This window comes from Tepidanaerobacter sp. EBM-49 (assembly GCF_001896645.1).
Taxonomy (GTDB): Bacteria; Bacillota; Thermosediminibacteria; order Thermosediminibacterales; family Tepidanaerobacteraceae; genus Tepidanaerobacter; species Tepidanaerobacter syntrophicus.
This window is the reverse complement of record NZ_MPPE01000019.1, coordinates 1-25,141: the sequence shown is the minus strand read 5'-3', so window position 1 is coordinate 25,141 and position 25,141 is coordinate 1. Positions and strand designations below refer to the sequence as shown.

At 37.8% G+C, this 25,141-nt stretch carries 20 protein-coding genes; 5 read left to right on the top strand and 15 right to left on the bottom strand.

Annotated features, from left to right (window positions below; all coding sequences use genetic code 11):
• Positions 1–14 precede the first annotated feature (14 nt).
• A complete protein-coding gene (locus BUE08_RS02665) occupies positions 15–1,229 on the bottom strand; it encodes a CdaR family protein (protein WP_286680299.1) in 1,215 nt (404 codons plus the stop codon).
• A complete protein-coding gene (gene cdaA / locus BUE08_RS02660; protein WP_286680298.1) occupies positions 1,222–2,046 on the bottom strand; it encodes a diadenylate cyclase CdaA in 825 nt (274 codons plus the stop codon). The genes BUE08_RS02665 and cdaA overlap by 8 nt, the downstream gene beginning before the upstream one ends.
• Before the next feature lie 171 nt (positions 2,047–2,217).
• Here cdaA and BUE08_RS02655 point away from each other — a divergent pair, with 171 nt between their 5' ends.
• From BUE08_RS02655 to BUE08_RS02645, 3 genes are read left to right on the top strand one after another with little or no spacing between them, the layout of a single operon-like run.
• A complete protein-coding gene (locus tag BUE08_RS02655) occupies positions 2,218–2,655 on the top strand; it encodes a nucleoside recognition domain-containing protein (protein WP_059032830.1) in 438 nt (145 codons plus the stop codon).
• 24 nt (positions 2,656–2,679) lie between these two features.
• Complete coding sequence (locus BUE08_RS02650) at positions 2,680–3,123, top strand: nucleoside recognition domain-containing protein (protein ID WP_059032831.1); 444 nt, start codon at positions 2,680–2,682, stop codon at positions 3,121–3,123.
• Positions 3,124–3,165: 42 nt separating this feature from the next.
• Positions 3,166–3,483: a MazG-like family protein gene (locus tag BUE08_RS02645; RefSeq protein WP_059032832.1), complete on the top strand. Its 318-nt coding sequence runs from the start codon at positions 3,166–3,168 to the stop codon at positions 3,481–3,483.
• 9 nt (positions 3,484–3,492) lie between these two features.
• On the opposite strand, the gene rho is transcribed toward BUE08_RS02645, so the two are convergent.
• The 10 genes from rho to BUE08_RS02595 all read right to left on the bottom strand — a co-directional run bounded on the left by rho (position 3,493) and on the right by BUE08_RS02595 (position 19,587).
• The gene (rho, locus tag BUE08_RS02640; protein WP_059032833.1) at positions 3,493–4,761 is read right to left on the bottom strand and encodes a transcription termination factor Rho; all 1,269 of its coding nucleotides are present in this window, start codon (positions 4,759–4,761) and stop codon (positions 3,493–3,495) included.
• 517 nt (positions 4,762–5,278) lie between these two features.
• Positions 5,279–5,878, bottom strand: a complete 600-nt coding sequence (locus tag BUE08_RS02635; protein ID WP_286680297.1) for a hypothetical protein — start codon at positions 5,876–5,878, stop codon at positions 5,279–5,281.
• 117 nt (positions 5,879–5,995) lie between these two features.
• A complete protein-coding gene (locus tag BUE08_RS02630) occupies positions 5,996–8,962 on the bottom strand; it encodes a S8 family serine peptidase (RefSeq protein WP_286680296.1) in 2,967 nt (988 codons plus the stop codon).
• Between the two features lie 28 nt (positions 8,963–8,990).
• Positions 8,991–10,868: an S-layer homology domain-containing protein gene (locus BUE08_RS02625; protein ID WP_286680295.1), complete on the bottom strand. Its 1,878-nt coding sequence runs from the start codon at positions 10,866–10,868 to the stop codon at positions 8,991–8,993.
• A 190-nt stretch (positions 10,869–11,058) separates the two neighbouring features.
• Positions 11,059–12,441 carry an S-layer homology domain-containing protein gene (locus tag BUE08_RS02620; RefSeq protein ID WP_286680294.1) on the bottom strand — a complete coding sequence of 461 codons (1,383 nt, stop codon included), beginning with the start codon at positions 12,439–12,441 and terminating at the stop codon, positions 11,059–11,061.
• Positions 12,442–12,592: 151 nt separating this feature from the next.
• Positions 12,593–13,756, bottom strand: a complete 1,164-nt coding sequence (locus BUE08_RS02615; RefSeq protein ID WP_286680293.1) for a TolC family protein — start codon at positions 13,754–13,756, stop codon at positions 12,593–12,595.
• Between the two features lie 42 nt (positions 13,757–13,798).
• The gene (locus BUE08_RS02610; RefSeq protein WP_286680292.1) at positions 13,799–16,954 is read right to left on the bottom strand and encodes an efflux RND transporter permease subunit; all 3,156 of its coding nucleotides are present in this window, start codon (positions 16,952–16,954) and stop codon (positions 13,799–13,801) included.
• Positions 16,951–18,213, bottom strand: a complete 1,263-nt coding sequence (locus BUE08_RS02605; RefSeq protein ID WP_213996085.1) for an efflux RND transporter periplasmic adaptor subunit — start codon at positions 18,211–18,213, stop codon at positions 16,951–16,953. The genes BUE08_RS02610 and BUE08_RS02605 overlap by 4 nt, the downstream gene beginning before the upstream one ends.
• A 54-nt stretch (positions 18,214–18,267) precedes the next feature.
• Positions 18,268–18,882, bottom strand: a complete 615-nt coding sequence (locus tag BUE08_RS02600) for a TetR/AcrR family transcriptional regulator (RefSeq protein ID WP_286680291.1) — start codon at positions 18,880–18,882, stop codon at positions 18,268–18,270.
• A gap of 123 nt (positions 18,883–19,005) precedes the next feature.
• The gene (locus BUE08_RS02595) at positions 19,006–19,587 is read right to left on the bottom strand and encodes a YqaA family protein (RefSeq protein WP_213950856.1); all 582 of its coding nucleotides are present in this window, start codon (positions 19,585–19,587) and stop codon (positions 19,006–19,008) included.
• A gap of 334 nt (positions 19,588–19,921) precedes the next feature.
• On the opposite strand from BUE08_RS02595, the gene BUE08_RS02590 reads away from it, so the two are divergent.
• Positions 19,922–20,764 carry a MerR family transcriptional regulator gene (locus tag BUE08_RS02590; protein ID WP_286680290.1) on the top strand — a complete coding sequence of 281 codons (843 nt, stop codon included), beginning with the start codon at positions 19,922–19,924 and terminating at the stop codon, positions 20,762–20,764.
• 82 nt (positions 20,765–20,846) lie between these two features.
• Entirely contained in the window at positions 20,847–21,887 is a 1,041-nt protein-coding gene (locus BUE08_RS02585; protein ID WP_286680289.1) for an NAD(P)H-dependent amine dehydrogenase family protein, read from the top strand.
• Between the two features lie 63 nt (positions 21,888–21,950).
• Here the strand turns inward: BUE08_RS02585 and BUE08_RS02580 are convergent, their stop codons facing one another.
• The 3 genes from BUE08_RS02580 to BUE08_RS02570 form a co-directional block, all read right to left on the bottom strand.
• Positions 21,951–22,460 carry a ferritin family protein gene (locus BUE08_RS02580; protein ID WP_286680288.1) on the bottom strand — a complete coding sequence of 170 codons (510 nt, stop codon included), beginning with the start codon at positions 22,458–22,460 and terminating at the stop codon, positions 21,951–21,953.
• A 72-nt stretch (positions 22,461–22,532) separates the two neighbouring features.
• Positions 22,533–23,201, bottom strand: a complete 669-nt coding sequence (locus BUE08_RS02575) for a rhomboid family intramembrane serine protease (RefSeq protein WP_213950858.1) — start codon at positions 23,199–23,201, stop codon at positions 22,533–22,535.
• A 123-nt stretch (positions 23,202–23,324) separates the two neighbouring features.
• Complete coding sequence (locus BUE08_RS02570; protein ID WP_213950859.1) at positions 23,325–24,911, bottom strand: DEAD/DEAH box helicase; 1,587 nt, start codon at positions 24,909–24,911, stop codon at positions 23,325–23,327.
• Positions 24,912–25,141: the final 230 nt, after the last annotated feature.

Here is a 25,141-nt window from a genome sequence, read left to right as displayed (position 1 = left end):
ATTTCCTCCTTCATTTATTGCGAAATTTCGCTAATGACAACATGAATATCGCTCGGCTCTATTTTAATAATTCTGTAAGGCCTAGAGATATCTCCTTGAACTCTGACTGTATGTTCTCCTGCCGTAAGTCCTGTAAGATCGATTTTGAGCTTTACCATGTTCTCATTTACTTTATCAATAATACTATTGGGACCGCTGACTGTCAATATTAATTGAGTCTGTTCTACACTTGCGCTCAAACCGGAAGCAATACCTTCTATAGTAACATTATCGCTATTTAAATTTAATGTTGTTTCACTGAGTTTTTCAATTTCCACAGTGACTTTAGCTGTCCTTACATCCTCGTCAAAGCTTGTAATGCCATTAGGAAAAATCAGATCTACATCAAATGTTGTCGTAGAAGTTCTGTCTTGGATATTTATAGGCTCAGTTGTAATTGATTGGACATTAGCAAGCTCCTCTTCACTGCCGGTTACGATAATCGACGGTGGATCTATCCTGACATCTCTGATGATATATCCCTCCGGCGGATTGCCTTTTATATTCGGGATAATCTGTGTATTTGCCACAGGCACTATTGGAACTGTAACTTCTACTGTTTGAGGAGTAAATGTAATTCTCTTTTGTTCTTTTCCGTTTTTATCTAAAACTTTAAATGGGAAATTGCCTATTATCGGCTTATCTTTGCCTGATACATCTATATATACAACGACCTTATTTACTGCCTCGACAGCACTGCGCGGGCCCTTAACTGTGACATATTGAGGACTAACTTGTGCTGGCCTTGCGGCAAAGCCTTGAGCAGTGGTGCCTGTAACTTCTACTGTAACAGGCCGCTCTTCTTCGATAACAGCTTCTAGTGTTACCAATATTTCTCTCGGGTAAACATCTATTAGTTCTATATTTGGCGGCACGACCACATCAACGCGAATGAGGTTTTCTCCCTCAATCCGTCCTTTCATGTTCATTTCGGCACTGATATCGTCTGATTTCAGATCGGAAACCAGGCTTCTGCGCCCTCTAACTTTAACATTCACCTTAAATTCTGCTGATTCATCCTTTAGGACCAGCTTTTCTTCATCAAGGTTTACTAGCTTAACGGGAACATCTTTTATAATATAAGTTACTTGAGGATTTTGTTCATTCATCACATATAGCCACATTAAAACTGCCAAAATAATCGAGAGGATTTTAATTGCTGTATCATCATCAAATAGTCTTCTATGCATTATTCTTCCTCCACGACGACCATATGGATGGTCTTTTCTCTTTTATTTCGTAAATATCCCTTAGCATGTTTTTAAGTGTTTCTGCATCTAAATAGCGGGTAAGCTTTCCATCTTTTGCCACTGAAATTACTCCTGTTTCTTCTGAGACAACAACTGCTACCGCATCAGTTTCTTCTGTAATGCCTAAAGCGGCTCTATGCCTTGTTCCAAGTTCCTTGCTTAAATTAGGATTTGCCGTAAGCGGAAGATAGCAACTCGCCGCCATTATCCTGTCATTTCTTATTATTACCGCTCCATCATGCAATGGTGTATTGGGAATAAAAATATTTATAAGAAGTTCTGCAGAAACCCGACCTTCTATTTTAACCCCTGTCTCAATGTGTTCGTTTAATCCAGTCTGTTTTTCAAGGACAACAAGGGCTCCTATTTGCTCTTTTGAAAGTTCTTCTGCAGCTTCTGCTATACAGTCAAAAAGTTGATTCATTTCATCTTCGGCCAATCCAAATAAGGGTGTTGAAAAAAGTTTACCCCTGCCTAATTGTTCAAGAGCTCTTCTAAGCTCAGGCTGAAATACCACAATAAGCGCTATTACTCCTACTGTCATTGCATTGCGCAAAATCCAATTTATTGTGTAAAGTCCCAGCCATTCGCTAAGTTTTGTAGAAACAACAAGAACCACCAAACCTTTTAAGAGTTGCACGGCCCGAGTGCCTCGAATCAGCTGTATAGCTTCATAAGAGACAAAAGCTACTATAGCTATATCCAGTAAATCTCTTAAACGAAAACCTTTGAAAAGCTCAAGAATCTGTAAAGACATGTTTTCACCCCATTGGCACTCTTTTTATTCCTATGAAAATATTATAGCATTTAATTTTGATTTAGTATATTATAGAAGTCTTCTGCTGGCCCTTTTACGTTTATTGTTTAAATGATATAATACTTTATAGTTATTAAAAATCAATGTTAAAAGGAAAAAGGAGGAGATTTTTTGCAGGATACAAAGAGGAATACTCCTTTTGACATATTAAAGCGCGGGCTATTGTCAGGTCTTGGTGTTACATGGGAACTTTCCAAAATCTTGGTTCCTATTTATTTTATAGTAACGTTCCTTAAGCATACTCCTATTATTAATTGGTTTTCAGATATGTTTGCACCTGTGATGGGTTTTTTCGGCTTGCCCGGGGAGGCGGCAATAGTCCTGGTTATGGGCAATGCCGTAAATATGTACGCAGCTGTGGGTGCCATGGCATCACTTAGTCTTTCTCTTAAAGAAATATCGATTTTAGCTATCATGCTGTCATTTTGCCACAGTCTACCCACCGAAACCGCCCTGGCAAAAAAAATAGGCCTTTCGGGCATAAATGTAATATCAGTCCGGGTGATTCTGGCAGTAATTTCGGGTATTATTTTTAATGTATTGCTGTAAAAAGTATGGAAAGGCGAGTGTATTATGCTCAACATATTAACCGAAGCTATTTTAGGCAGTATAAATTCAGTTAAACAAATAGCCCTTATTGTAATTCCGCTTATGGTAGTAATGGAAATTTTAAAGAGTACAGGTATATTTGATAAAATTGCCGAGGCATTTTCTCCTTTAGTCAATATATATGGAATGAAAAAAGAAGCCGGATTTCCTTTAATTATTGGGATAATAATCGGGCTTTCTTATGGAGCCGGTATCATATTTAGATCGGCAAAGGAAGATCATCTGACAAAACGTGATCTTTACTTGCTCACATATTTCTTGGTCGCCGCTCATGCCGTTTTTGAAGACACTGCAATCTTTATGGCCTTTGGAGTAAATGGCCTTCTTCTTTTTACTACGCGGCTTATTGTAGCTGCACTATTTACATTTTTGGCATCAAAATTTATAAAACCAGATATAGAATTATAATACTTAAAGAATAATACTTAAAGATCGAGGTGTTTTTTGTTTATGGAAAATAATAACTATAAGGTAATTAGTTTGCCTAAACTTAACGGGCTTACTCCCACTTTAGAATCAACTGCTTTAAAGCTGATGGAGGAGGCAGGGGAGCTTGCCCAGGCTATAGGAAAGTTCCGCGGAAAAAGTGGTGAAACCGTCTGGATGGATGAAGAAAAAATCGTTGATAAAATGGCTCAAGAACTTTTAGACGTGGCTCAGGTCGCTGTTTCGATGATGTTTGTTTTAGAGGAAAGTTATGATATAGATCTTGATGAAAAAATAAAAGAACACATTGAAAAACTCAAGTCAAAAGGTTATATAAAATAAAATTAATTCTTATGACTTTCCGTTTTGCAATTCATTAACCAGTGTTGCTAAATTTTCGTAGAATTCTCGATTAGTTTTTGTTTTTCTCAAGCCGTTTATTACTATAGACGCAGCTTCAACATTGTCAACTGAGGCAAGAGCTCTCCTTAAAAGCCATACTGCTTCAAGTTCTTCTTTAGATAGCAATAATTCCTCGCGTCTTGTGCCAGACTTCTTTATATCAATAGCAGGATATATTCTACGTTCTGCCAATTTTCTATCAAGGTGTATCTCCATATTTCCTGTCCCTTTAAATTCTTCATATATTACATCATCCATTCTACTGCCGGTTTCGACTAAAGCCGTAGCTATTATGGTTAAGCTGCCGCCCTCTTCGATATTTCTGGCTGCACCAAAAAACCGCTTAGGCTTGTGGAGCGCGCTTGGGTCAAGACCTCCGGACAAAGTACGGCCCGTTGGTGGCACTACAAGGTTGTTGGCTCTTGCCAGTCGGGTGATGCTATCCATTAAAATTACTACATCCTTGCCACTTTCTACTAAACGCTGTGCTCTCTCTAAAACCATATCTGCAACTCTTAAGTGATTTTCCGGCAGTTCATCAAATGTGGAGCTTACTACTTCTCCATCCACTGACCGTCTTATATCAGTTACTTCTTCAGGTCTTTCGTCAATCAATAGCACTATAAGTTGAATTTCAGGGTAGTTTTTTGCTATGCTTTTTGCTATATTTTTAAGCATCATGGTCTTTCCTGCTTTTGGAGGGGATACTATTAGAGCTCTTTGGCCCTTTCCTATTGGAGCAATCATGTCGATAATTCTTGTAGAAAGTTCCTGAGGATCGTGTTCCAACACAATGCGCGAGTTGGGAAAAATTGGTGTAAGAGAATCGAAATGATAACGGCAGACGGCGTGCTCCGGGTCTAAGCCGTTTACTGCTGAAATTTGCAGAACAGCTCGATATTTTTCCCCCTCTTTGGGAGGTCTTACGTTTCCTGAAATCATATCACCGGTTCTTAGATGAAAGCGGCGGATTTGAGATGGAGACAGATAGATATCCTCATCTGAAGGCAGATAATTCTCAATCCTTAAAAAACCATATCCGTCAGGTAGGATTTCTAAAACCCCTTCAGCCATAGCATTGCCATGCTCATCGGCAGCTTCCATTATTTTAATTATAAGCTCGTGCTTCCGATATTTATAGTAACCGGGAATTTTCTTTTCCTTTGCAATTTCATGTAATTGAGCTATTGTCTTTTTTTCAAGTTCTGTAATAATCAAAACTTCACTCCTTAAAATTTAGTAAAAATGCAACAAAAATTTCAATGTTCAGCCTATATAAAATCGGGCTAAAGAGATAAATATAAGTTAAAGTCAATTTTTAATAAGCAAGGATCATTTTTGATATTTGAACTAAAACAGGAAAATAAATGATGAGTGATAAAGCGCTAGGTTGGAAAGAAATTCCAAATGAAAATTAATTATACATAAGTTAAAAAAGAGCCCTCCATGGGGCTCTTTTTTAAGATACACCGAGGAGGATTTGCCTTTGCTTTAATTATAGCATCTTAGGCAAACTACGTCAACATTGGACGTGTCTCGTTTCTTTCTTGACCTGATAAATCCGTTACTATCCACAAGTTCAACTTCTACTATATACCTTTATATAGGGTATCGGTATTTCGACCTAGCCATAGGTAATTCTGAAGGCAGTGAAGGATATCACTTATATGCGCAAAAGTCAACAATGTATTCAGGATGAAAATCGCTGTCAGTTTGAACTAAATAACAGCAGATTCTATCTGTTTATGCCAGTTGCTTTTTTGCCACTAAGTTTTGACTTTATAATTATCATAGGTCTTTCTTTTGCAATATCTAAATCTTTTTGACTTGCTGCCTTTATTATGCGTTTGCCTCCGCAATTTTTGCATATAAGTTCTATTTTGTCAGTTCCAATATTCGCAGTTACAGCATAACTGCCACATTGGCACTGAATTTTTTTGTTTTCTGCCATATCATGAACATGATTTATCATTTCATACATTATGAATGGATTCGTAAAATAATCGTCAAAACCCATCTCGCGCATTAATGCTTCTACATCCCGACGATGCTTTTCGGCAATTGCCTCTATGTCTTCCCTTGGGCCAACATATCCCAGTTCATTGCCGCAACCGGCACAACAGACTCTATACCCTCTGGGCTTATTAAGAGAGGCAAGAGTAAAATTAAATTTACTGTATTCTTTGCACTGGTCACAATACATCTTCACAATGATTTCTTTCTTATTCCGATATACAATTAATGATTTTTGTTCATAGCCTTGAAACAGGCTTACGGGAACAACATTTATATTGCTGCCTTTGAACAAAGCTATGAAAAATCGTGCATCTATCATTTGCACCACCAAATCAGTAAGATTTATTTACACATCATGATGATTTATCCCTTCTACTTAGTTTTATTCTACATGAAATTAAGAACTCCTTCTTTTGTAAGCAGAGTTTTTTAATTTCTAGCTATTTATTCTTACTATAAGCGGTGCATATTTTTCATCATAAATCTCAACGGTTTCTATAATAACGCTCTGGTGAATCAAGGCTTTTCCATCTACCACAAGATATTTTACACCATTTACTAAAATATCAGTATTTACCGGTCTGTTGGTGTCTTTCTCTTTTACATATAAACTCCCATCTTGAGTAATTTCTATTTTAAGCATTTTCTTTCCTACAACGAATCTCAAAGGAATTCGTGAAATGCATGTAGGATTTGAGTTTTCAACGACTATATAGCCTCTAAAATCGGAACCTTCCTGGGGTATGTTCACAAATAAACGGGGTTTCCATTCATACCCTGCAGGCAGATTTCCGTTAATATCTTGTATATAAACGTTCATTTTATCTGTAAGAATTTGAGTTTTGATTTTAATATTTGCCGATTTATCAGGTATGGAAAAGCCATCTACATACACTACATACTCTCCCGCTTGAGGAGTTTTGATATGTATGCTTTCCTCCATAGAATCGGCTTTTCCGGAAAATGCAATTTCCTTATACAACTCATCAGTATCTTTTTTATACAGATATATATCTATATCGCCCTTTGCTGCGTTTTCGGCGGCTGAATCTATGTACAGATCCATGGTATTTTCAGGCACCTTAAATGCAGGTCCTCTGACAAGTTTACCATCTTCAACTTTTATCGTCTCCGAGATAATTCCTTCGTTTTTCTCAGCAAGGCCTGCCCCTTCAAGTCTTCCTTTGAAAACGCCGCTGCCATTTTTCAGTAATATTTCTTTTGAAAGATAATTTTCCCCTTTTTCCGCTGCAAAGGAAAGCTCTTTTACATCCGAAAAAATCCCAAAAGCCTCAGCCGACAGCTGATAGGCTGTTTTTACAGCTCCGAAATCTGATAAATTATAATCAGACACTACAACAGCTTCCCAAATTCCCGGTTTTGGCTCAGTTGCTTTAAACACCGTACTTTGTTTTGGTGAAATATAGTCCGATCCTGCTGTATCTTCATAAACCTTTTGCCCGTCAGGATCATAAACATATAGCATGGCTCTGCCCATATGGGGTAGCGTGTTGTCAATTTTTAAAGTGATATCAAGTTCTGACATTCCGGATGCTGTTTTAAAGAAATAACGCGTCCAATGGCAAGGCGAAAGCTCACCTTTTAATAAAATCTCGCTGGTTTTTCCAAGGTCATATGGTACAACTGCCGTTGTTGTAAAGCTTGCAACGGATTTTCCGCTTAATTTATCGTAACCCGTTATTTTGGTATTATAAAGCCCCGGGTTCTTCGGAAAATCATAAGAAAACATAACTTCTGCTTTATTTGTTGGTGCAAGCGTTACTTCATTTTTATCTGTGCTTGCCCACTGTTGGTCTGATTCTAGTTTTATTGTTTGTAAACTATCAGATAAATTTGCAATTAAAACTTTCAATTGAGCCTGCAGTTCATCGCGGAACATGATACCTTCTATATACTCTTGCGAATCTTTCAAACTCATGGCTACCTTTGATGTATTAAGTAAATTCCCCTCATTTACTAACATATTCCAACTTTTTACAACATCGATAAGCCCACTGCCCTGCTCTATTTCGAGATAACCATCGATTTTCCTTGCGCCGGCCTCCAGTGCTTTTATGACCGATCCTGAAGAAGTGGTCAGCCCTGCGGCTTTTGCCTTTTCAAGTATAAGCGCACAGCTGCCGGAAGCAAAAGGCGCTGCCATACTTGTGCCGTCCATCAAAAAATAACCGCCGCTGTCCCAAATATTTGCAGTTGATATAACGCTGGAGGGAGCAACTACTGTGGGTCTTGATGTGCCATGGCCTACGCCGGTATAATACCATAGTGTTTCAATGGGCACGTTAGCATTGTAGTTAATTTTCCAAAGGTTAGGGGACATATATGCGCCTACCGTAATTACATTGTCAATTCCACTCATGTCGTAAGCTGTCGCGAGACCGGGGCCGCCATTTCCTGCCGCTATAACGATAATGGCATCGCTTTTGGCAGATAAATCTTTCAAAACTTTGGCTTGGGCATCATGGCTTGCTGTAGAAGATATTAGGTTTCCGATACTGACATTTATAATATCTGCTCCTTGGCTTGAGGCGTATTCAATCGCCTTAAAGATGTTGTCCCAATTTCCATCTCCGGAAGATTCAACAGCTTTTAACACCATTATTTCGGCACCCGGAGCCGTTCCTTTAAGGTTTCCGTTTGCTCCTAGAATACCTGCTACATGGGTTCCGTGACCATTGCCGTCAAAACCAAGTTTTATAAAATTACCATTGCTTTCGATATCGGCAACTACAAAGGAGGATTTTTCAATATATTCAGTTAAGGGATTGTCAGTGCCAAAAAAACCAACATCGTGGTTTTTTGCATATATTTTTAAAGGCTCTTCATCAGAAAAGTTGAAATTTTGATTAGTGTCTACATAAACTGTGTCATATATGCCGGAAAGCTCTTCGTCTGCTACTAAAATTCCAAAAATACCGTTGCTTTTTCCGTCTCTGTTTACATCCTGGCATATAGGACTGTTTTCGCTAATTTGGCTTTCTTTAAATGTTCCAAGATGTAAAATGCCTGATTTAGTTTGAACTTCGCCAATAGCGTATTGATTTTTATCAATGCTAATTTGATATCCGTCAGGAGCAGCTGCAACTTTTGTTTCGACTAAGCCTTCCTTTGTAAAATCAATATAATCAATTATTTTTGAATTCCCATCAGGAGTTTTTTGAAGATCGGGGTGGCTGGCATCCACACCTGTGTCGACTATTGCCACCTTGATTCCTCTTCCAATTGCTCCGAATTGTGCTTTAAATTCATCTGCTTTAATGGTCCGTAAAGCCTCCTGCATTCCTATACTTACATCGAAGGTAGGTTCTTGGCCCCTGGCAGGCACGGCAAAGCACAACGTCCCGACTAATATCAGAGCAAGTATTGAAATGTACTTTTTCATAGCAATCATTCCTAAATTCATTTAATGTTTAATCAGATATAGTAAGATCATGTATGGTATCTGCGAAAAACAAGCCATTGTCATAATCGCCTATGCAAATAACTTCATCTCCGACTAAAATTTTACTAATTCTTACTTCCCTGTTGTCTTTGTAGAAAATAGTGTCACTAGTATAATACACATGCTGGTTGCTCTTTGTCCCATCACTGTTTTTTACGCTTACAACAATAACTTTTACATCTTCATTGACGTTAACAACTGTTCCGGTTAAAGTTTCTTTTACATTTTTAACCGTTACATCAATTCTCACTGCCTCGTTATTTTCCACTTCCACATCAACGTAGTAGTTTGGTCGAATTTCCGTAGCATCTATTCGCTCTCTATCTTTAATTATTTCTGTATCCCTGGTTATGGTAATTACATGCTCTTTTCCATCCTCATCCACTACCGTAATGGTATCCTTGCTATCTGTAAATGTTACTGCTTTTACTGTGCCGCTGACATCCTGTTCTGTGCTTTCGGCTACTATTTTTACAACAACATCATATTCTAAAGTCAATTCTACTTCGTCGTCTGTTTTAAGATCACTAATATCAGCGCTTTTGCCATTTTTGCGTATAACCGCATCCTCATCTACTTCATAATCATGTTCCCTGCCATTATCATCTTCAATGGTTATTGTAGGATTTTTGGTGGAAAAATCGATATCAACTATAGTCCCTGTCACTTCTTTGGTGGCAGACTCAGCATTAATTTTTGTTACTTTGCCATCGGTAATCGTTACAGTTGCCGTATCGCCGATTACCAGTTTATATATATCGGTGGTTTCTCCATCGCGAATTATCTTAGCATCTGATGCTATTGGGTAGCTTTCATATTTTTCGGTATCATCATTTTCTATTGTCAAGACCTTAGTAGAAGTATTTATCCCTCTTATAATCCCTTCAATGGTTGCAGTTCCGGTTGTAGTGCCAGAAGTAGAGCCTGGCTCTTCATCGCTGTAAGCTATTTCAATATATAAGGCTGTATTTCCATTTGCTATTATGCTTATGGTATCCCCTTCTTCTACATCAGTTAAGGACGCCTTGCTAAGCGCACCGTCTTCATCTTCTTTATATATCACAGTGCTGTAAGTATTTATAGTATATGTTTTAGTTGCTCCTGTGCTCAATTTTACTTCAACAGAGGGCAGCAATGTTGTATCTACTTCCTCAACCGTTCCTTTAATGATACTGCTTGTGATATTTCCGGCTTTTATCATATTGTTTAGGACTGCAGCTACTTGAGCTCGAGTAACTTTGTCATTTGGCTTAAAGCTTTTATCAGGGTATCCCTGCATTATGCCCCTTTCAACCGCAATCTCAATATAAGGTTTTACCTCAGGCTCTATAAGGTAACCATCTGTAAACGACAAAGAAACAGTTAGGTTAGTACGGTTTTTAGCTTCTGATTCAAGGCCTAGAGCTCTTACCGCAAAAACCGCAATTTCCGATCTTGTTGCAGCATCAGCAGGCCTAAAGTCTTTAAGGTCATCTCCGGAAATAATACCCTTTTCTACAGCTACTGCTACATATCCTCTTGCCCAAGGTGCAACAGAGCTTGCTTTAGCAAAAGTCGACGGAATGCTCTTGCCTGCCGCCTCGCTCTCCCACCCCATTAATCTTACTAACATGGTAATTAGTTGTTCTCTCGTAACAGAATTATCCGGGCCATAACTAGTATCGCTCATCCCTTTTACAATACCTAAAAGATTCATTTTTTCTATGTAGGGACGGGCCCAATCATATTTTGCCGCAGTTATGTCTGTAAATGTGGCAGCCGCGGCCGGTGTTAAGCTTAATGATGAAATAAGTAAGGCAATTGCCAATAAGGCAATAGATATCTTTTTTGTTCTACTTATCTTCATAAAAAATTCTCCTCCATAAAAATATTATCTTAAGATATTCTACAACTGTTGATATTTATCCTCTTTTTTTGAAGTTTTTGTTCTCTAATAAAAAGTATGCTCCCTGATGTAAAAGAATTTTATTGTTTTAAATATCTCTTACAAGGGAGCATACACATTACCGGCCTTTCAGGACAAAACCTTATTTAAATTACTTATACTTCAGCTCTTCACTTGTTTCCACTTCGATTTCTATCGCCACATCATCTTTTGCTTTTATTTCAGCGTAATCTCCTTCTGTAATACCTGACAACTTTTCATCTTCACCGTCAATGATAACTTTAGTGTCATTGTTAATATAAAATGTTTCAATATCTTCAGCTTCTAATAAAGCAAAATCAGTTACTTCAATCATCGGGCCTCTCATATAGATGGAAGCTTCATCTATCATTTTACCAAAAACGACAATTTTTTCGTCTACATAGTCTTCAAGTTCATCAATTTCTCCAATAAGCACGTAATGGCCTCTCTGAGTTTCGAGTTCATAGTGGCGACCTTCTATATCATTTACCCTTAGCACTCCTACAAACCCTTCTTTGTACTGGTCATGCACAAACAAGCTGATAGACTTTTTAGCCTTATTAACATCTACGACTAAACCTTTAACGGTTGTAGTAGCTTCATCAGCTCTTTCTGTCACTTGGATAAATATTACATTTTCATCTTTATCGAGAATAACTTTAACTGTATCTCCGATATTTAAATCCTTTAAGCTGTAATATTTTCCATCAATATAAACAGTGGCATGTTTTAACACATTATAAGTTACGGTTTCGGAATCATTTTCTAATGTTATTGTGAGTTCATCAAGATCAATATCTTCTATGGTGCCTGCAAACATATTCTCCGGAGCAAAAAACACGTCTAATCTGTCCATTAATACAGCCATCTCAGCCCTTGTAATAGGTTCATTCGGTTTAAATGTGCCATTTGTATCGCCTTCCATCAGACCCAGTTTTACGGCAACATATACATACCCAATCGCATCTTCGGGTATTGCCTTGGCATCTTTAAATGGAAGTTCCTCATCCATATGTTCTGTGGCTTCGCTTTCCATGTCTAATGCCCTGACTATATACCGCGCTACTTCATAACGTTTTGCAGGAGCATTTGGATTAAAGCCTTTTAGTTCTTCGGGTTTTATAATATTCTTTTCTACAGCCAAAGCTACATAATAATAGGCATCGTCCCATGGAAGTTTAATTTTTTTAATGTCATCATTGATTGTTACATCTTCTAGTTCTTCTTCGCATCCCATTACCCTTAAAGCCATTATGATGGCTTCTAAATGGGTAACGTTATTTCCCGGCCTAAATACACCTCCGGGATATCCCAAAATAACACCTTGATTGCACATTCTCTCTATGGCATCTTTTGCCCATTCAAAGTTTTCATCTACATCGTTAAATTTTGCCGCTTTTTTTAACTGACCGGGTGAAAGGTTGCCAGCTTCCGCCCCAAAAACCGGTAATGTGAAAACAATAAGCAATGCTGCCGCAAGGAACAGAACACCTACTTTTCTGCAAGTCTTCATTATTAATATCCTCCTTTTCCAAAAATTTTCTCACTTTTGTAAGTTGAGATATCGTATATCTATTTTAATGATATCAAAGGAGGAAATTAAATTAAAGACTATTTGACATTTGTAATCCTTTTTTAACTTTGCTGTAACATATCCTTAATATTTACATTGATGAAGAAGAAGCAGTTCCGGCAGTGGAAAAATACACAGAATTTTCAAGTTTCAGCCGTGCTAGATTATAATTGTATATGGCGCTCAGCCTTTGCAATTGAACTTGCTTTAGGCCATCTTCCGCTGCGGTAACGTCGACACTACGCACAAGTCCTGCTTCATAACTGAGTTTTGCAATACGCAGGCTCTCTTGGGCAACTTCCAGGCTCTTGTCTAGCACAGGTATATTTGTCTTAGCATCTTCAAAGTCCAGCCAAGTATTTCGTATTTCTGCCTCAGCACTGCTTTTTGTATTAGAAAGTTTAAGTTGCGCTTCTTCCATCGCATACTCTTTTTCAGCATAAGTAAATGTATTTGATGGATAGGCCTTGCTGCTAAGTTCAAAGTCCAGTTTAGCGATTTCGAAAGCGCCTTCAGCGCTAACAATGTCTATTCTATTGCTATTTGCCTGCTCTATTAATTCATCTAATGTCACATCCAAATTTTCCGGCGATTCTTTAAAAGAATCAGTAAGATTTATGTTTTTATCAAGGGGTAAACCTAATAGTTTTTTGAGGGTGATATAAGCTTTTTCTTCACTAGACTTTGCTTTAGATAAATCTCCCTCTGCTTTTGTAAGTTGAACTTGTGCATTTAATACCTCTGTTTTTGCAACAGTGCCGGCTTTATATTTAGCTTCGGCAATTCTAAGCATTTCCTGCTGCCTGTCTACTGCAGCTTGAGCAATTGCCACATTTTCTTTAGCTAAAAGAGCTCCATAATATCCAGCCTCGATACCGTATTCAATGCCTTTTATCGCAACTTCAATACCTCTCTGGGCTAAGTCGACTCCAATATCAGCTTGTTTTTTACCCAAGTCCTGGGCGTATTGGTATTCAAAAGTACCAGATATTATTTCTCTTCCCAGCATATCTTCTTCTTCTTTTACTTTCTTTTCTTGATATACTAACTCTTTCCTTGCAAGCTGTGCCTTTTGTAAGGCAAGCTGTGATAATTTTATTTGCTGATTATTTTCTTCTGCAATCTTTACAGCATCTTCCACTGATAAACTAAGTACTTCATTGTCGCTATTTTCCTGTGCAAAGGCTATGCTCGATATCATCAGTGACAATACGAGCACAAAAATTGCCATCTTACTTAGTAAAGCTTTTTGCATTCCACTACCTCCTCTAGTTATATTTTAACCGCTAGCCTATTTTTACACATCCGCTGGTTTTCTTCTGTTTCGCCAATTATTAGTATACCGTGACAAGATATCTTGCCAATCTTCAAAAATTGTATACACCACAGGAATTACTACCAGAGTTAAAACTGTTGAAACAGTTAAGCCTCCGATTATGCTTGTTGCCATAGGAGCAGCCAGCTCAGCACCTTCTCCTATCCCTAAAGCAAGCGGTACAAGTCCTAAGATTGTAGTCAATGTAGTCATTAGTATAGGTCTTAGCCTTGAAGGTCCTGCTTTAATAATCGCTTCTGTTCTTGACATTCCTTTTGCTCTGTATTGATTTACAAAGTCTAAAAGTACTATTGCATTGTTAACAACCACTCCTGCCAGAATAATTACTCCCATTATTGAAGTCATGTTAAAGGTGCGTCTCGTAATAAATAAAGCAAATACTACGCCGATTAGAGCAAGTGGCACGGTAAACATAACTATAAACGGTTGCTTTGAGGACTCAAACTGTGAAGCCATTACCATATAAACCAAAACAACGGCTAGGATAAATACAAGTCCCAAATCCGTAAAGGATTCAGTCATTTGTTGCTGTTCTCCACCCATTTCTATGTTGTAGCCCTCTGGCAGTTTTAAAGTATCGAGCTGTTGCTGTATTTGGCGGTTTACTGAACCTGTAGCAGCGCCTGCAACATCTCCCGTCACTGTAACCTCTCGGGTTTGATTTTCTCTTGATATTGTTACAGGGCCGACACTTCTTTCTACTTGGGCTATATCCGAAAGTGTTATTAAAGCTCCTGAGGTATTTGGAATCAATAGATTTTCTATGCTGTAAATATCGCTTACTAAATCCTTATTTGCCTTTATAACAACGTCTATCTCTTCGCCGCCAATTTTATACTCTGTTGCAGTGCTGCCTGATATTGCGGCATTTACGGCTTGAGCTACCTGAGCAGAAGAAATGCCATACATGCTTGCCTTTTCTCTGTCAACTTTTATTACAAGTTCCGGTTTTCCTTCTTCCAAACTGCTTTTAACATCCCGAGTGCCAGGTACTTTCTTTACTAAATCTACAACTTGATTTGATATTTCATCAAGTTTGTCAAAGTCGTCACCTTTTACTTTTATTGAAATTGGCGTTAATAGATTGCCGCCGGAAAAGCCGATTCCGCTTAGTGCTTGAACTTCAATCTCGGCTCCGGCCATATCTGCCGTCAAGTTTCTTATTTCTTCGGCTACTTCTTCGGAGCTTCGTTCACGTTCAGACAAAGGTACGAGTTTTATAGAAATTCCTGCTTCACTGCTTTCCGAAAATGCTCCACCTATAGACATCGCCATAGTGGATCCGGTAGTTTGGAGTATTCCTTCGACCTCTGGAATTTTTTCAATCTTTTCTATAATTTGAGTTACAAATTCATCTGTTTTATTTAAATTTGTTCCGTAAGGTAATTTAACTGTAATGCTTATAGAACCGGCATCAGACCGCGGAAAAAACTCTGTACCAACAAATGGGACTAATGCTATGCTGACTACAAATAATCCAACCGCTCCAATAACTACCATTTTGCGGTGAGAAAGTGCCCATTTTAGCAAACCGGCATATCTTACTTCTACTCTTCTATAAAATCTTGCAAAGGCACGAAGAGGTGCGCTAAAAATGCTTGTCTTATTTTTAGCATTCTTTTCTACTGGTATCTCGTCTTCAGTGATTTCAACCATAAGTCTGGAAGATAACAGCGGAACCACCGTAAGAGCTACTGCCAACGAACACAACAGTGAAAAAGTGACAGTTAATGCCAATTGGTTAAATAATTGGGCTGTTATTCCTTGGACAAATACCATCGGCAAGAATACTGCAATGTTTGTAAGAGTAGAAGCGGTTACTGCCACCGCAACTTCATTTGTGCCGTCTAAGGCAGCTGTTACAGGGTCTTCGCCTTTTTCTCTGTGGGCAAAAATGTTGTCTAAAACAACAATGGAGTTATCCACTAACATTCCAACGCCTAAAGCAAGTCCTCCCAAGCTCAGCATATTTAAAGTAAACTTACTGAAATAAATAAGCACGAATGTAGCTATAATAGACACCGGAATTGAAATACCAATAATCAGCGTGCTGCGGAAGTGCTGGAGGAAAAGGTATATGACAAATATCGCTATTATTCCTCCCATTACTGCATTGCTTTCAACATTGTTAATCGACATTTGAATATAGTCGGATTGATCTAAGATAGGATCATATCCAATATCTATAGGAAGCTCCGATTTTATTTTTGCAAGCTCTGTTTTTACCTTCTGAGCTACTTGAACCGTGTTATAACCACTTTGTTTTTGGATACTCAGTGACAAACATGGTTTTCCATTGTAGCGTGTTATAGTTGTAACATCTTTGTTTGTATCTTTTACTTCGGCCACATCTCTTAACAATATCGTTCCGCCTTGAGGAAGAGTAATCGGCAAATTTTCAATTTCGGAAACATCTTTAAATTCTGCTTCAGTTCTAAGTATATACTTTTTATTACCCTGATCTACGTTGCCGCTGGGAAGATTGATATTTTCAGCTTGAAGCTTAGCTGATATCTGGCTCATGCTAAGACCGTAATAAGCTAATTGGTCTGGGTCTACCTCTATACTTATTTCTCTTTCAGGAGCCCCCATAATATCTACAGATGCAACGCCTTCTATACGAAGCAGTCTATTTGAGATCGCATCTTCCGCTATATCATTTAGCTGCACAATATTGTCTCCGCCGTATAGAGCTATTTGCATTATAGGCATCATTGTAGGATCGAACTTCATGACCATAGGTTTTTGGGCACCCGAAGGCAGAAAGCCCCTTATCATATCGACTTTCTCTCTCATGTCCTCTGCCGCAACATCCATATTAGTGCCCCAATTAAATTCCACCATGACCATAGAGCTGCCTTCACTGCTGAGTGAAGTTATGTTCTTGACATTACTCAATGTGGCAAGAGTCTGCTCCACGGGCTTTGTTACCATACTTTCAACTTCTTCGGAAGAGGCGCCGCTAAATTGTGTCACAACCACTCCCATAGGAAGGGAAATATCCGGAAGTAAATCTATCCCGAGTCTTGCAAAAGAAATACCGCCCAAGACTATGATAATTAAAATTATCATAAGGGTAGTTACAGGCCTTTTTATTGAGAACTTTGCAAGATTCATTTTGATTCACCCCGGCCCTCTACCTTGACTTTCATACCATCAGTTACGAATTCTTGTCCTTCAACTATTATTTCCGTCCCCGGTTCCAAACCACTTTTAATAATCGCCTTCCCCATGGACACAGGGCCAACTTCTACATTTAGTGCTTTAGCAACATTATTTTCTACAGTATATATTGTCGAGGTGCCGTTGTAATATACAATCGCGTCTTCCGGGACTGTTACAGCATTTTCATGAACTGCCACTGTAAGTTTAACTCTTGCAAACATGCCTGACTTTAAAATATTATTTTCGTTTGGCGCTTGGACTTTCACGGGATATACTTGTGTTCTTGCATCTTTAAAAGGGCTTACGCTTACGACTTTGCCTTTTAAAGTTGCATCGCCAAGGGCATCAGCACTAATTTCCGCTTCTTGTCCTACCTTCAGGCCTGTTACCTTGTCTTCTGTAACATTTATTTGTATTTCAACGGTATTTAAATCGCCCACGGTAGCTACCGAATAGCCTGCAGCCACTAATTGCCCTACCTTAGCAGTAATGGAACCTATTACTCCATTAACCGGCGATGTTATAACGCAGTTATCAAGAGCTGTTTTTGCTGCAGAAAGTGCTGCTTCTGCCTGTTTTACTTGGGCACTTGCCAAATCAATGCTCCCTGGAGCTGTTTTTTCTTTTGTAAGTTCAAGTTGGGTTTTTGCCGATTCGTATTGTTCTTTTGCCACCTTGTATTGAAGTTCCGCAGCCTCAAACTGCTGCTGGGTGATAGCTTCCTCATCAAGGAGCGTTTTCATGCGCTCATAATTTTTCTCCGCATTATTAAAATTAGCTTCCGCTTGGGCTACTGCTGCTTCAAGCTGAGCAATTTGCTGAGGAAGTTGGCCGTTTTTTAAGTTGTTTAATTGAGTCATTGCAGCTTCGTAAGCTGCTTGAGCCTGATTTACCTGTGACAGGACATCTTTTTGCTCAAGCATAATTATGGTTTGACCTGCCTTTACTGAATCGCCTTCTTTCACTAAGATCTGCTCCACTTTACCACCCATCTTAGGTACAATGCTTATTTCGTTAAGTGCTGCTATCTTACCCGGAAAAGTTCGATATTCGGGCAAATTTTCTTGTTGTGCTATTGCCACTTTTACAGGAACAATTTTTTCTTTTTCTGTGCTGACAGCGGCATTTTGTTTATTGCCACAGCCGGATATTATCAAGCTAAATATTAATGTAAATGCAAGTATATATATTGCAAATTTTTTGCTCCTCATTTTATGATACACGCTCCTTTTTTAATAACGTTTATTTAAAGTTATTTTTATATTTTACTGAGAACCCTCTACAACAAGTCCGTTTGCAACTATTTCTATTAAGAGTTGAACCATTTCTTCAAACACATCTGGGTCAAATGCTTTTTTGTGAAGTATGGGGTAGTATAATGTTTGCAAAACAGCAACAATAACTTCGGGACGATAATCGGTTATTATGCTCCCTTCCTGTTGCCACTTCTTAATCAGTGGTAAAAAATCATCTACAAACCGTCTGTTGCATTCTTTGATTTTTTCAACAGGAATTTTTCTGACTAGAAGATCTACCTCCTCTTCTAAAAACATTTGTTTGATTATGGGGTTTGTATTTATTACATGCAAAATCTTTTTAAAAAAAGCTTTAAAATCTTCCCTGGTAAGATGTCCAATATCTTTTTCCTGTTTCAAAAAATTTTCTTTTATGGCTTCTCCTTCGTTATTTATAACCTCAAGATAAAGCTCTTCTTTTGAATCAAAAAAAGTATAAAAAGAGCCTTGGGCTATTCCTGCCGCTTTTGTCAGGTCTTCTATACTTGTCCTTCTTAGGCCGTATTTTCCAAAAAATTCTCGGCCTGCACTTATTAATTTGTTCCGTATAATCTGTTTTTCTTTGTCGCTGAACCCCCTTGCCATTTCTTCACCTCTTGTTCCTTAATCATGAACCAATGAATAAAAAATATTTATATTCATCTCATTCTATCTTCTGATGCTTCTTTTGTCAAGATTGTGTTGTTGTATAGTTTAATTTCGATTTTATCAATTATTCCGATTTAATTTTTTCACTATAAAATAAATTACAGCACAAACAGCCACAAGTACAAAAGAACCCGGTCCTAAAAGCTCGTTTATATAAATCAAGGCTTTTTCTCCCATGCTGTAAATTACTGCTCCTTCAATAAAGAATCGGGCACTTCTGCTGAGAAATGCTGCTATAAAGAATGTAGCAAATCTCATATGAAATACGCCCGATGCAATTGTAAAAACTTTATAAGGAATAGGAGTGAACCCTGCTATAGCAACAGCCCAACCGCCATAACGAGCAAACATATCTTCTATTTTATGAAAATTATTTTGTTTTATAAATCTGTATAAAATCGGCCTACCGGCTTTTGCTCCTATAAAATAGCCAAAAACTCCTCCGAAAGTTGAGGCCAAAGAGGTAATTGCCGCATAATAAATGGCTTTATCAGGTGAAAAAATCGACAGAGGCAGTAATACTGCATCAGGAGGCACAGGGAAAAACGAAGCTTCAAGAAAAGATAAAATAAATAGTCCCCATGCACCGTTTTGTACAAAAAAGTCCTTTGTTCCTTCGATAAAATAAAAGATGTCTTCCATGTCATCACCACTTTTTAAAATTTCTGCAAAATTTTAAATAAGCCAAAATAGAAATTGACTCTAATGCAGAAATCTTTTTTATCCATTCGCTTGCTATTTCAGTATGCGTGTATTTATATGTTAAAACTCGCTTTTTGAAGTGGAATCAAAATTATATACCAAAAAAATAATATCATATTAAATAGTCCTTAACAACAAAAGTCTTGCTATAGCAAAAAGGCATTGATTAAATTATGGCTAAAAAGCCTATTACTTCGACCTAAAATACTATTTTTAAGAATGGTTTCTATGGGAAAATTTTTAATATATAATGATTTATAAGGGAGGGAGTTAAATGAATATGCTGACAATAGGCAAAATGGCGCGACTTAACAATATTTCTGAGCAAGCCCTGCGATTATACGACAAGATAGGGCTTTTAAAACCTGATTATGTAGACGAACAGACAGGGTACAGATATTACAATATAAAGCAATGCGCGCGCCTTGACATGATAGCATATATGAAGGAACTGGGAATGAGCTTAAAGCAAATTAAAGAACATTTAGACAGAGAAGATGTAAATGTAATACTTGAGGTCTTGAGGCTGCAAAAAATATTGATCGACAAAGACATTGAGGAGCTTTTTCGCAAACAGAAAGCCATAATCAGATACATTGAAAACTATAACCGCTATCTAAATTTTCAAAAAGAAAGCTTTAAAGGACCAATTGTAGAGCACATTCCTTCTCGAAAAATCTATTGTTATAAATGCAGTAAAAATGTTTATGAATGCAAAATGGACAGCTATGAATATATCCTAAGGGAACTTAAAAATCATATAATCCTTCACGATTTGCCAAGTATATATTTTTGTAATGTAGGTTCGATAATTCGCAAAAATACATTAGAAAAAGAGGAACTTGCCTCAAATGAGATTTTTGTATTTGTTGACGACGAATTTACTTCAGATACCGGTATAGAAAAAATTCCGGAAGGAGATTTCGCCTGTATATATTTTAATGATTTTAATTTTGAAAAGGAAAAGGAATGCGCCGGAAAGCTTATACGTTATATTAAAGAAAATAGTTTTGAGATTATCGGAGATTATGTATGTGAAGTAATAGCTGAATTGCCTATTTTTCCTCATGACAGCAGGAATATGTCCGTTAAACTGCAAATCCCAATAAAAATTTAACAAAATTCTTGACTCTATAGTTGGTATAAGGTTTATGCTTAAATAAAGATAATATTTCAAATTTTGAAAGGGGATTTGTTGTATGCTGGAAAAAGTAAGGGTAATTCAGTATGGTTGTGGCAAAATGGGAAGGGTATTCTTGCGCTATCTTTATGAAAAAGGAGCAGAAATTGTCGGAGCAATTGATATGAACCCTGATGTAGTAGGCAAGGACGTAGGAGAGGTAGCAGGGCTTGGCTGTAAACTTAATGTGCCCGTTCGCTCCGATGCCGAAAATGTATTTGCGCAGTGTGATGCCCACGCATGTGTAATCGCCACCAGAAGTCTTCTATCTGAAGTTTATGATGCTTTTGAGCTTGCGGCCCGTTATGGTGTAAACGTCATAAGTACTTGTGAAGAATCTTTTTATCCCTGGAACACTTCACCTGCACTGACAAATAAACTAGACAGGCTTGCAAAGGACAATAACTGCACATTGGCCGGTTCGGGTTATCAAGATGTTTTTTGGGGCAATCTTATAACATCTATTGCCGGAGCCACTCATCATATAACAAAAATTGAGGGTTCTTCCAGTTATAATGTTGAGGAATATGGTATTGCACTAGCCGAAGTGCATGGCGCTGGACTTAGCCCAGAAGAATTTGAAGAGAAAATTGCAAAAAATGATTCACTGCCATCTTACATGTGGAACACAAACCAATGGCTTTGTTCGCAACTTGGATGGAGCATAAAGTCTATGAACCAAAAACTTATACCTCTATTTCATGATAAAGACGTCTATTCAGAAACTTTGGGAAAGACCATAAAAGCCGGCAACGCTTTGGGCATGTCTGCAGTAGTTACTACTGTCACTAATCAAGGGCCTATCCTTGAAACCCAATGTATTGGAAAAGTATATCCGGAAGGTGAAGTAGACACCAATTTATGGACTATATATGGAGAACCAAGTACCACATTAAAAATAGAAAAACCTGATACCGTAGAGCTTACCTGTGCAACAATCGTCAACAGAATTCCTCAGCTGATAATGGCTCCAGCAGGGTATTACACAACCGAAAAAATGCCTCCCGCAAGATACCTTACTTATCCGATGAATGTATATGTAGACGATTTTTGGTGCTAATTAAACGGTCACTTACAAACTTATGAGTAAAGCCGGCACTTTTTAGTGCCGGCTGTCATCTTTTTATGTGCTCATCCAGTTCCATACTTTGCTTTCTTCTTCTGCGTACCATTCTTCTGTACCTGTTAGGAAGCGATAAACATTATCTAAGGAGCTCAGATGCACTTTTTCCTCTTCCATTAAAAGTCTGAAAAATTCTCTTTCCCGTTTATCTTCAACTTTTTCGGCAAATTCTTTGTACATATTATAACCTTTTTTCTCCATCTCCATTGCCAGTCTGTATCCCTCAATGTTATCCAGAGGCATGGCTTTTTTATCTTTATCAAGCTCATAAAATATCTTTTTTACCTCAGGCTCTAGAGAAAAAGCCGGCCTGCTTGAAGATTTTACTTCACCACCGCTTTGCAAACTTTCATAGATTTCCTTGATTCTTTTTGCGTGTTCGTTTTCTTGAATTGCCAGTGATTCAAAAAGTCTTTTTGCTAAAGGCTGATTTGTTTCTTTGGAGATTTTTGTATAGAATTGGTAGCCGTCTTCTTCGAATTTTAAAGCAGCTTGTAAATATTCATCCATTCTTTTCATCTCCTTTTATATATTAATGGTTATCATTTATATTATTCTACATCTCTTTCTTATTTCCTTCACCTAATAATATACATATTTCTTTTTCCTTACGAATTTTTTGTATAGTAATGCTCCGGCAATAAAACCGAAAATATGAGCCCACCACGCTACTCCGCCTATTACATTTCCGGAAATTCCGGACATAATGCCGGAATTAACTTGAGTTATAAACCAAATTAGTAGAAAAATAGAGGCGGGCACGCGTATTATAAACGGAAAAAATGGAATAAGTGTTATGATTCTTGCAAAAGGAAACATCATAAAATATGCTCCCATAACGCCTGCAATAGCACCGGATGCACCAACTGTCGGCACAGTCAGCAGTGGGTTAAAGGCAAAATGGGCAATGCCTGCTATAAGACCGGTTAAAACATAAAAAATCAGAAAGCGAATAGGTCCCATATAATCTTCAACATTGTCTCCGAAAAGCCAAAGAGACCACATATTGCTGATTAAGTGTGAAAAATTCCCGTGTAGGAACATACTTGTAAAAAGTGGAATATAGCTCATTGGATCTTTCCAGCCCGCAAGCAGTCTTGCAGGGATGAAAGAATAAGTAAGAACCATCTTTAAAGCTTCATCAGGCGGCATTATAAGTTGATTCAAAAATATTACTGTATTTATTATTATTAATGATAAAGTAGCTATGGGAACTCTTCGGCTTGATGCGGTATCTCTCAGGGGAAACATATCATTAGCCTGCCTTTCTTTGCCGGTTTTCTAAAACTCTTATTAATTACTATTATAACTTAAAAAGAGAAGTTATGCCAAATTAAAAAGACTTCTTTGTAAGAAGTCTTTTTTGATAAATTACTATTTTCTATTGGCTGGTTCGATATTTATTTTTTTACCCTTTATTTGATTGTTCTTCATAGTGTGAAGAACATCGGAAGCGTATTCTGATGGAACATCAACGAAAGTAAATTTATCATAAATGTCTATACTGCCGATAAGTTTACCTGGCATTCCGGTCTCACCGGCAATTGCACCAACTATATCTTTTGCGCGTATCTTTTGGTTTTTTCCGATATTGATAAAAAGTCTTGTCATCTCCGAAGATTCCTCAGTGTTTTCAAATGATGGGCTGAAATTTTCCCCTTCATCTTCTCCACTCTTACCTAACGCCATTTTTAGTAAAGATGCGGCAATATCTAGTGAAGTATACTCATCTTCCATTTGTTTTTCAATCCATTGGGTATATTTCGCAAGTCCTCCATCATCTATTGTCTGTTTTACCTTGTCAAAAATCAGGTTTACCCTGGTTTCTTCAACATCAAAGAGTGAAGGAATTCCTCTGCGCATAATGCGGGTATTGGCATACCTTTGTATGTCTTTTAGTTTATATGCATCTTTTCCGGTGGCCAATGTAAAAGCTTTACCCGACCTTCCGGCCCGCCCTGTTCTGCCTATTCTGTGCACATAGTATTCATCGTTTTGGGGCACATCAAAGTTTACAACCACGTCTACATCATCTACATCAAGTCCTCTTGCAGCAACATCTGTTGCAACGAGTATATCAATTGCGCCGCTTTTAAATTTTGACATAACCCTGTCCCGCTGAGCTTGGGACATGTCGCCATGCAGACCCTCTGCCGAATAACCCCGTGCCTGAAGCTGCTCTAAAAGCTCATCTACACGCTTTTTGGTATTACAAAACACAAGTGCCAAATTTGGATTGTAGAAATCGATTAAGCGGGATAGAGCCTCAATCTTGTCCCGTTCCTTCACTTCAAAATAGTACTGTTCTATACTGGGAACGGTAAGCTCTTTATGGACAACCCTTACAAGTTGTGGATTGTTTAAATATTTGTCGGCAAGTTCCAAAATAGGTTTGGGTATAGTTGCTGAAAACATTAAAGTTTGCCTTGTTTTAGGGGTATCTTCCAGAATCTTTTCTATATCTTCCCTAAAACCCATATCTAACATTTCATCTGCTTCATCCATTACAACTATTTTTGTGCTTTTAAGTTTAATTGTGCGCCGCCTCATATGATCCATGACTCTACCGGGAGTGCCTATAATAACCTGTACGCCGTTTTTTAAGGCGTGAATCTGTCGCTCTATCGGCTGGCCTCCATATACAGGCAGCGTCTTTATTCCTTCTTTATATTTAGAAAGCGCTTTTAACTCTTCCGCTACCTGAATCGCAAGTTCTCTTGTAGGGCATAAAATTATTGCCTGCTGGCTTTTATCATTCGGGTCTATCATGTCTACTATAGGCAACCCAAACGCAGCAGTTTTGCCCGTCCCCGTCTGTGCCTGGCCTATAACATCTCTTCCTTCGTAAATGAAGGGTATGGCCTGGGCCTGAATTGGTGTTGTCTCCTCAAAGCCCATATCATTTATGGCTCTGAGCAGTTCTTTCGATAAATTTAGTTCTTCAAATTTCATTTGTGACATTAAAAAATCCTCTCATATTTTCTTTTGTTGACATTGACTAAAATATATTAAAATGGTCAACGTTACAATTATACCAGCATATCGTTGATTTCACAACTATTATTTTTCATATTGATTTAAATTTAGGAAAAACCTTACTTTCTCACCTAAAAACCAAATATCAAACCATAGAACCCTGTAATTATGAGTAATACAGGGAATATTTTTTGTCAAATTTTAATCTTTTACTT

What these genes read in the sequence shown, in the direction of transcription:
- BUE08_RS02665 (WP_286680299.1), bottom strand. Translation starts at nt 1,229, where the DNA reads ATGCATAGAAGACTATTTGATGATGATACAGCAATTAAAATCCTCTCG.
- cdaA (WP_286680298.1), bottom strand. Translation starts at nt 2,046, where the DNA reads ATGTCTTTACAGATTCTTGAGCTTTTCAAAGGTTTTCGTTTAAGAGAT.
- BUE08_RS02650 (WP_059032831.1), top strand. Translation starts at nt 2,680, where the DNA reads ATGCTCAACATATTAACCGAAGCTATTTTAGGCAGTATAAATTCAGTT.
- BUE08_RS02645 (WP_059032832.1), top strand. Translation starts at nt 3,166, where the DNA reads ATGGAAAATAATAACTATAAGGTAATTAGTTTGCCTAAACTTAACGGG.
- BUE08_RS02635 (WP_286680297.1), bottom strand. Translation starts at nt 5,878, where the DNA reads ATGATAGATGCACGATTTTTCATAGCTTTGTTCAAAGGCAGCAATATA.
- BUE08_RS02630 (WP_286680296.1), bottom strand. Translation starts at nt 8,962, where the DNA reads ATGAAAAAGTACATTTCAATACTTGCTCTGATATTAGTCGGGACGTTG.
- BUE08_RS02625 (WP_286680295.1), bottom strand. Translation starts at nt 10,868, where the DNA reads ATGAAGATAAGTAGAACAAAAAAGATATCTATTGCCTTATTGGCAATT.
- BUE08_RS02620 (WP_286680294.1), bottom strand. Translation starts at nt 12,441, where the DNA reads ATGAAGACTTGCAGAAAAGTAGGTGTTCTGTTCCTTGCGGCAGCATTG.
- BUE08_RS02615 (WP_286680293.1), bottom strand. Translation starts at nt 13,756, where the DNA reads ATGCAAAAAGCTTTACTAAGTAAGATGGCAATTTTTGTGCTCGTATTG.
- BUE08_RS02610 (WP_286680292.1), bottom strand. Translation starts at nt 16,954, where the DNA reads ATGAATCTTGCAAAGTTCTCAATAAAAAGGCCTGTAACTACCCTTATG.
- BUE08_RS02605 (WP_213996085.1), bottom strand. Translation starts at nt 18,213, where the DNA reads ATGAGGAGCAAAAAATTTGCAATATATATACTTGCATTTACATTAATA.
- BUE08_RS02600 (WP_286680291.1), bottom strand. Translation starts at nt 18,882, where the DNA reads ATGGCAAGGGGGTTCAGCGACAAAGAAAAACAGATTATACGGAACAAA.
- BUE08_RS02595 (WP_213950856.1), bottom strand. Translation starts at nt 19,587, where the DNA reads ATGGAAGACATCTTTTATTTTATCGAAGGAACAAAGGACTTTTTTGTA.
- BUE08_RS02590 (WP_286680290.1), top strand. Translation starts at nt 19,922, where the DNA reads ATGAATATGCTGACAATAGGCAAAATGGCGCGACTTAACAATATTTCT.
- BUE08_RS02585 (WP_286680289.1), top strand. Translation starts at nt 20,847, where the DNA reads ATGCTGGAAAAAGTAAGGGTAATTCAGTATGGTTGTGGCAAAATGGGA.
- BUE08_RS02580 (WP_286680288.1), bottom strand. Translation starts at nt 22,460, where the DNA reads ATGGATGAATATTTACAAGCTGCTTTAAAATTCGAAGAAGACGGCTAC.
- BUE08_RS02575 (WP_213950858.1), bottom strand. Translation starts at nt 23,201, where the DNA reads ATGTTTCCCCTGAGAGATACCGCATCAAGCCGAAGAGTTCCCATAGCT.
- BUE08_RS02570 (WP_213950859.1), bottom strand. Translation starts at nt 24,911, where the DNA reads ATGTCACAAATGAAATTTGAAGAACTAAATTTATCGAAAGAACTGCTC.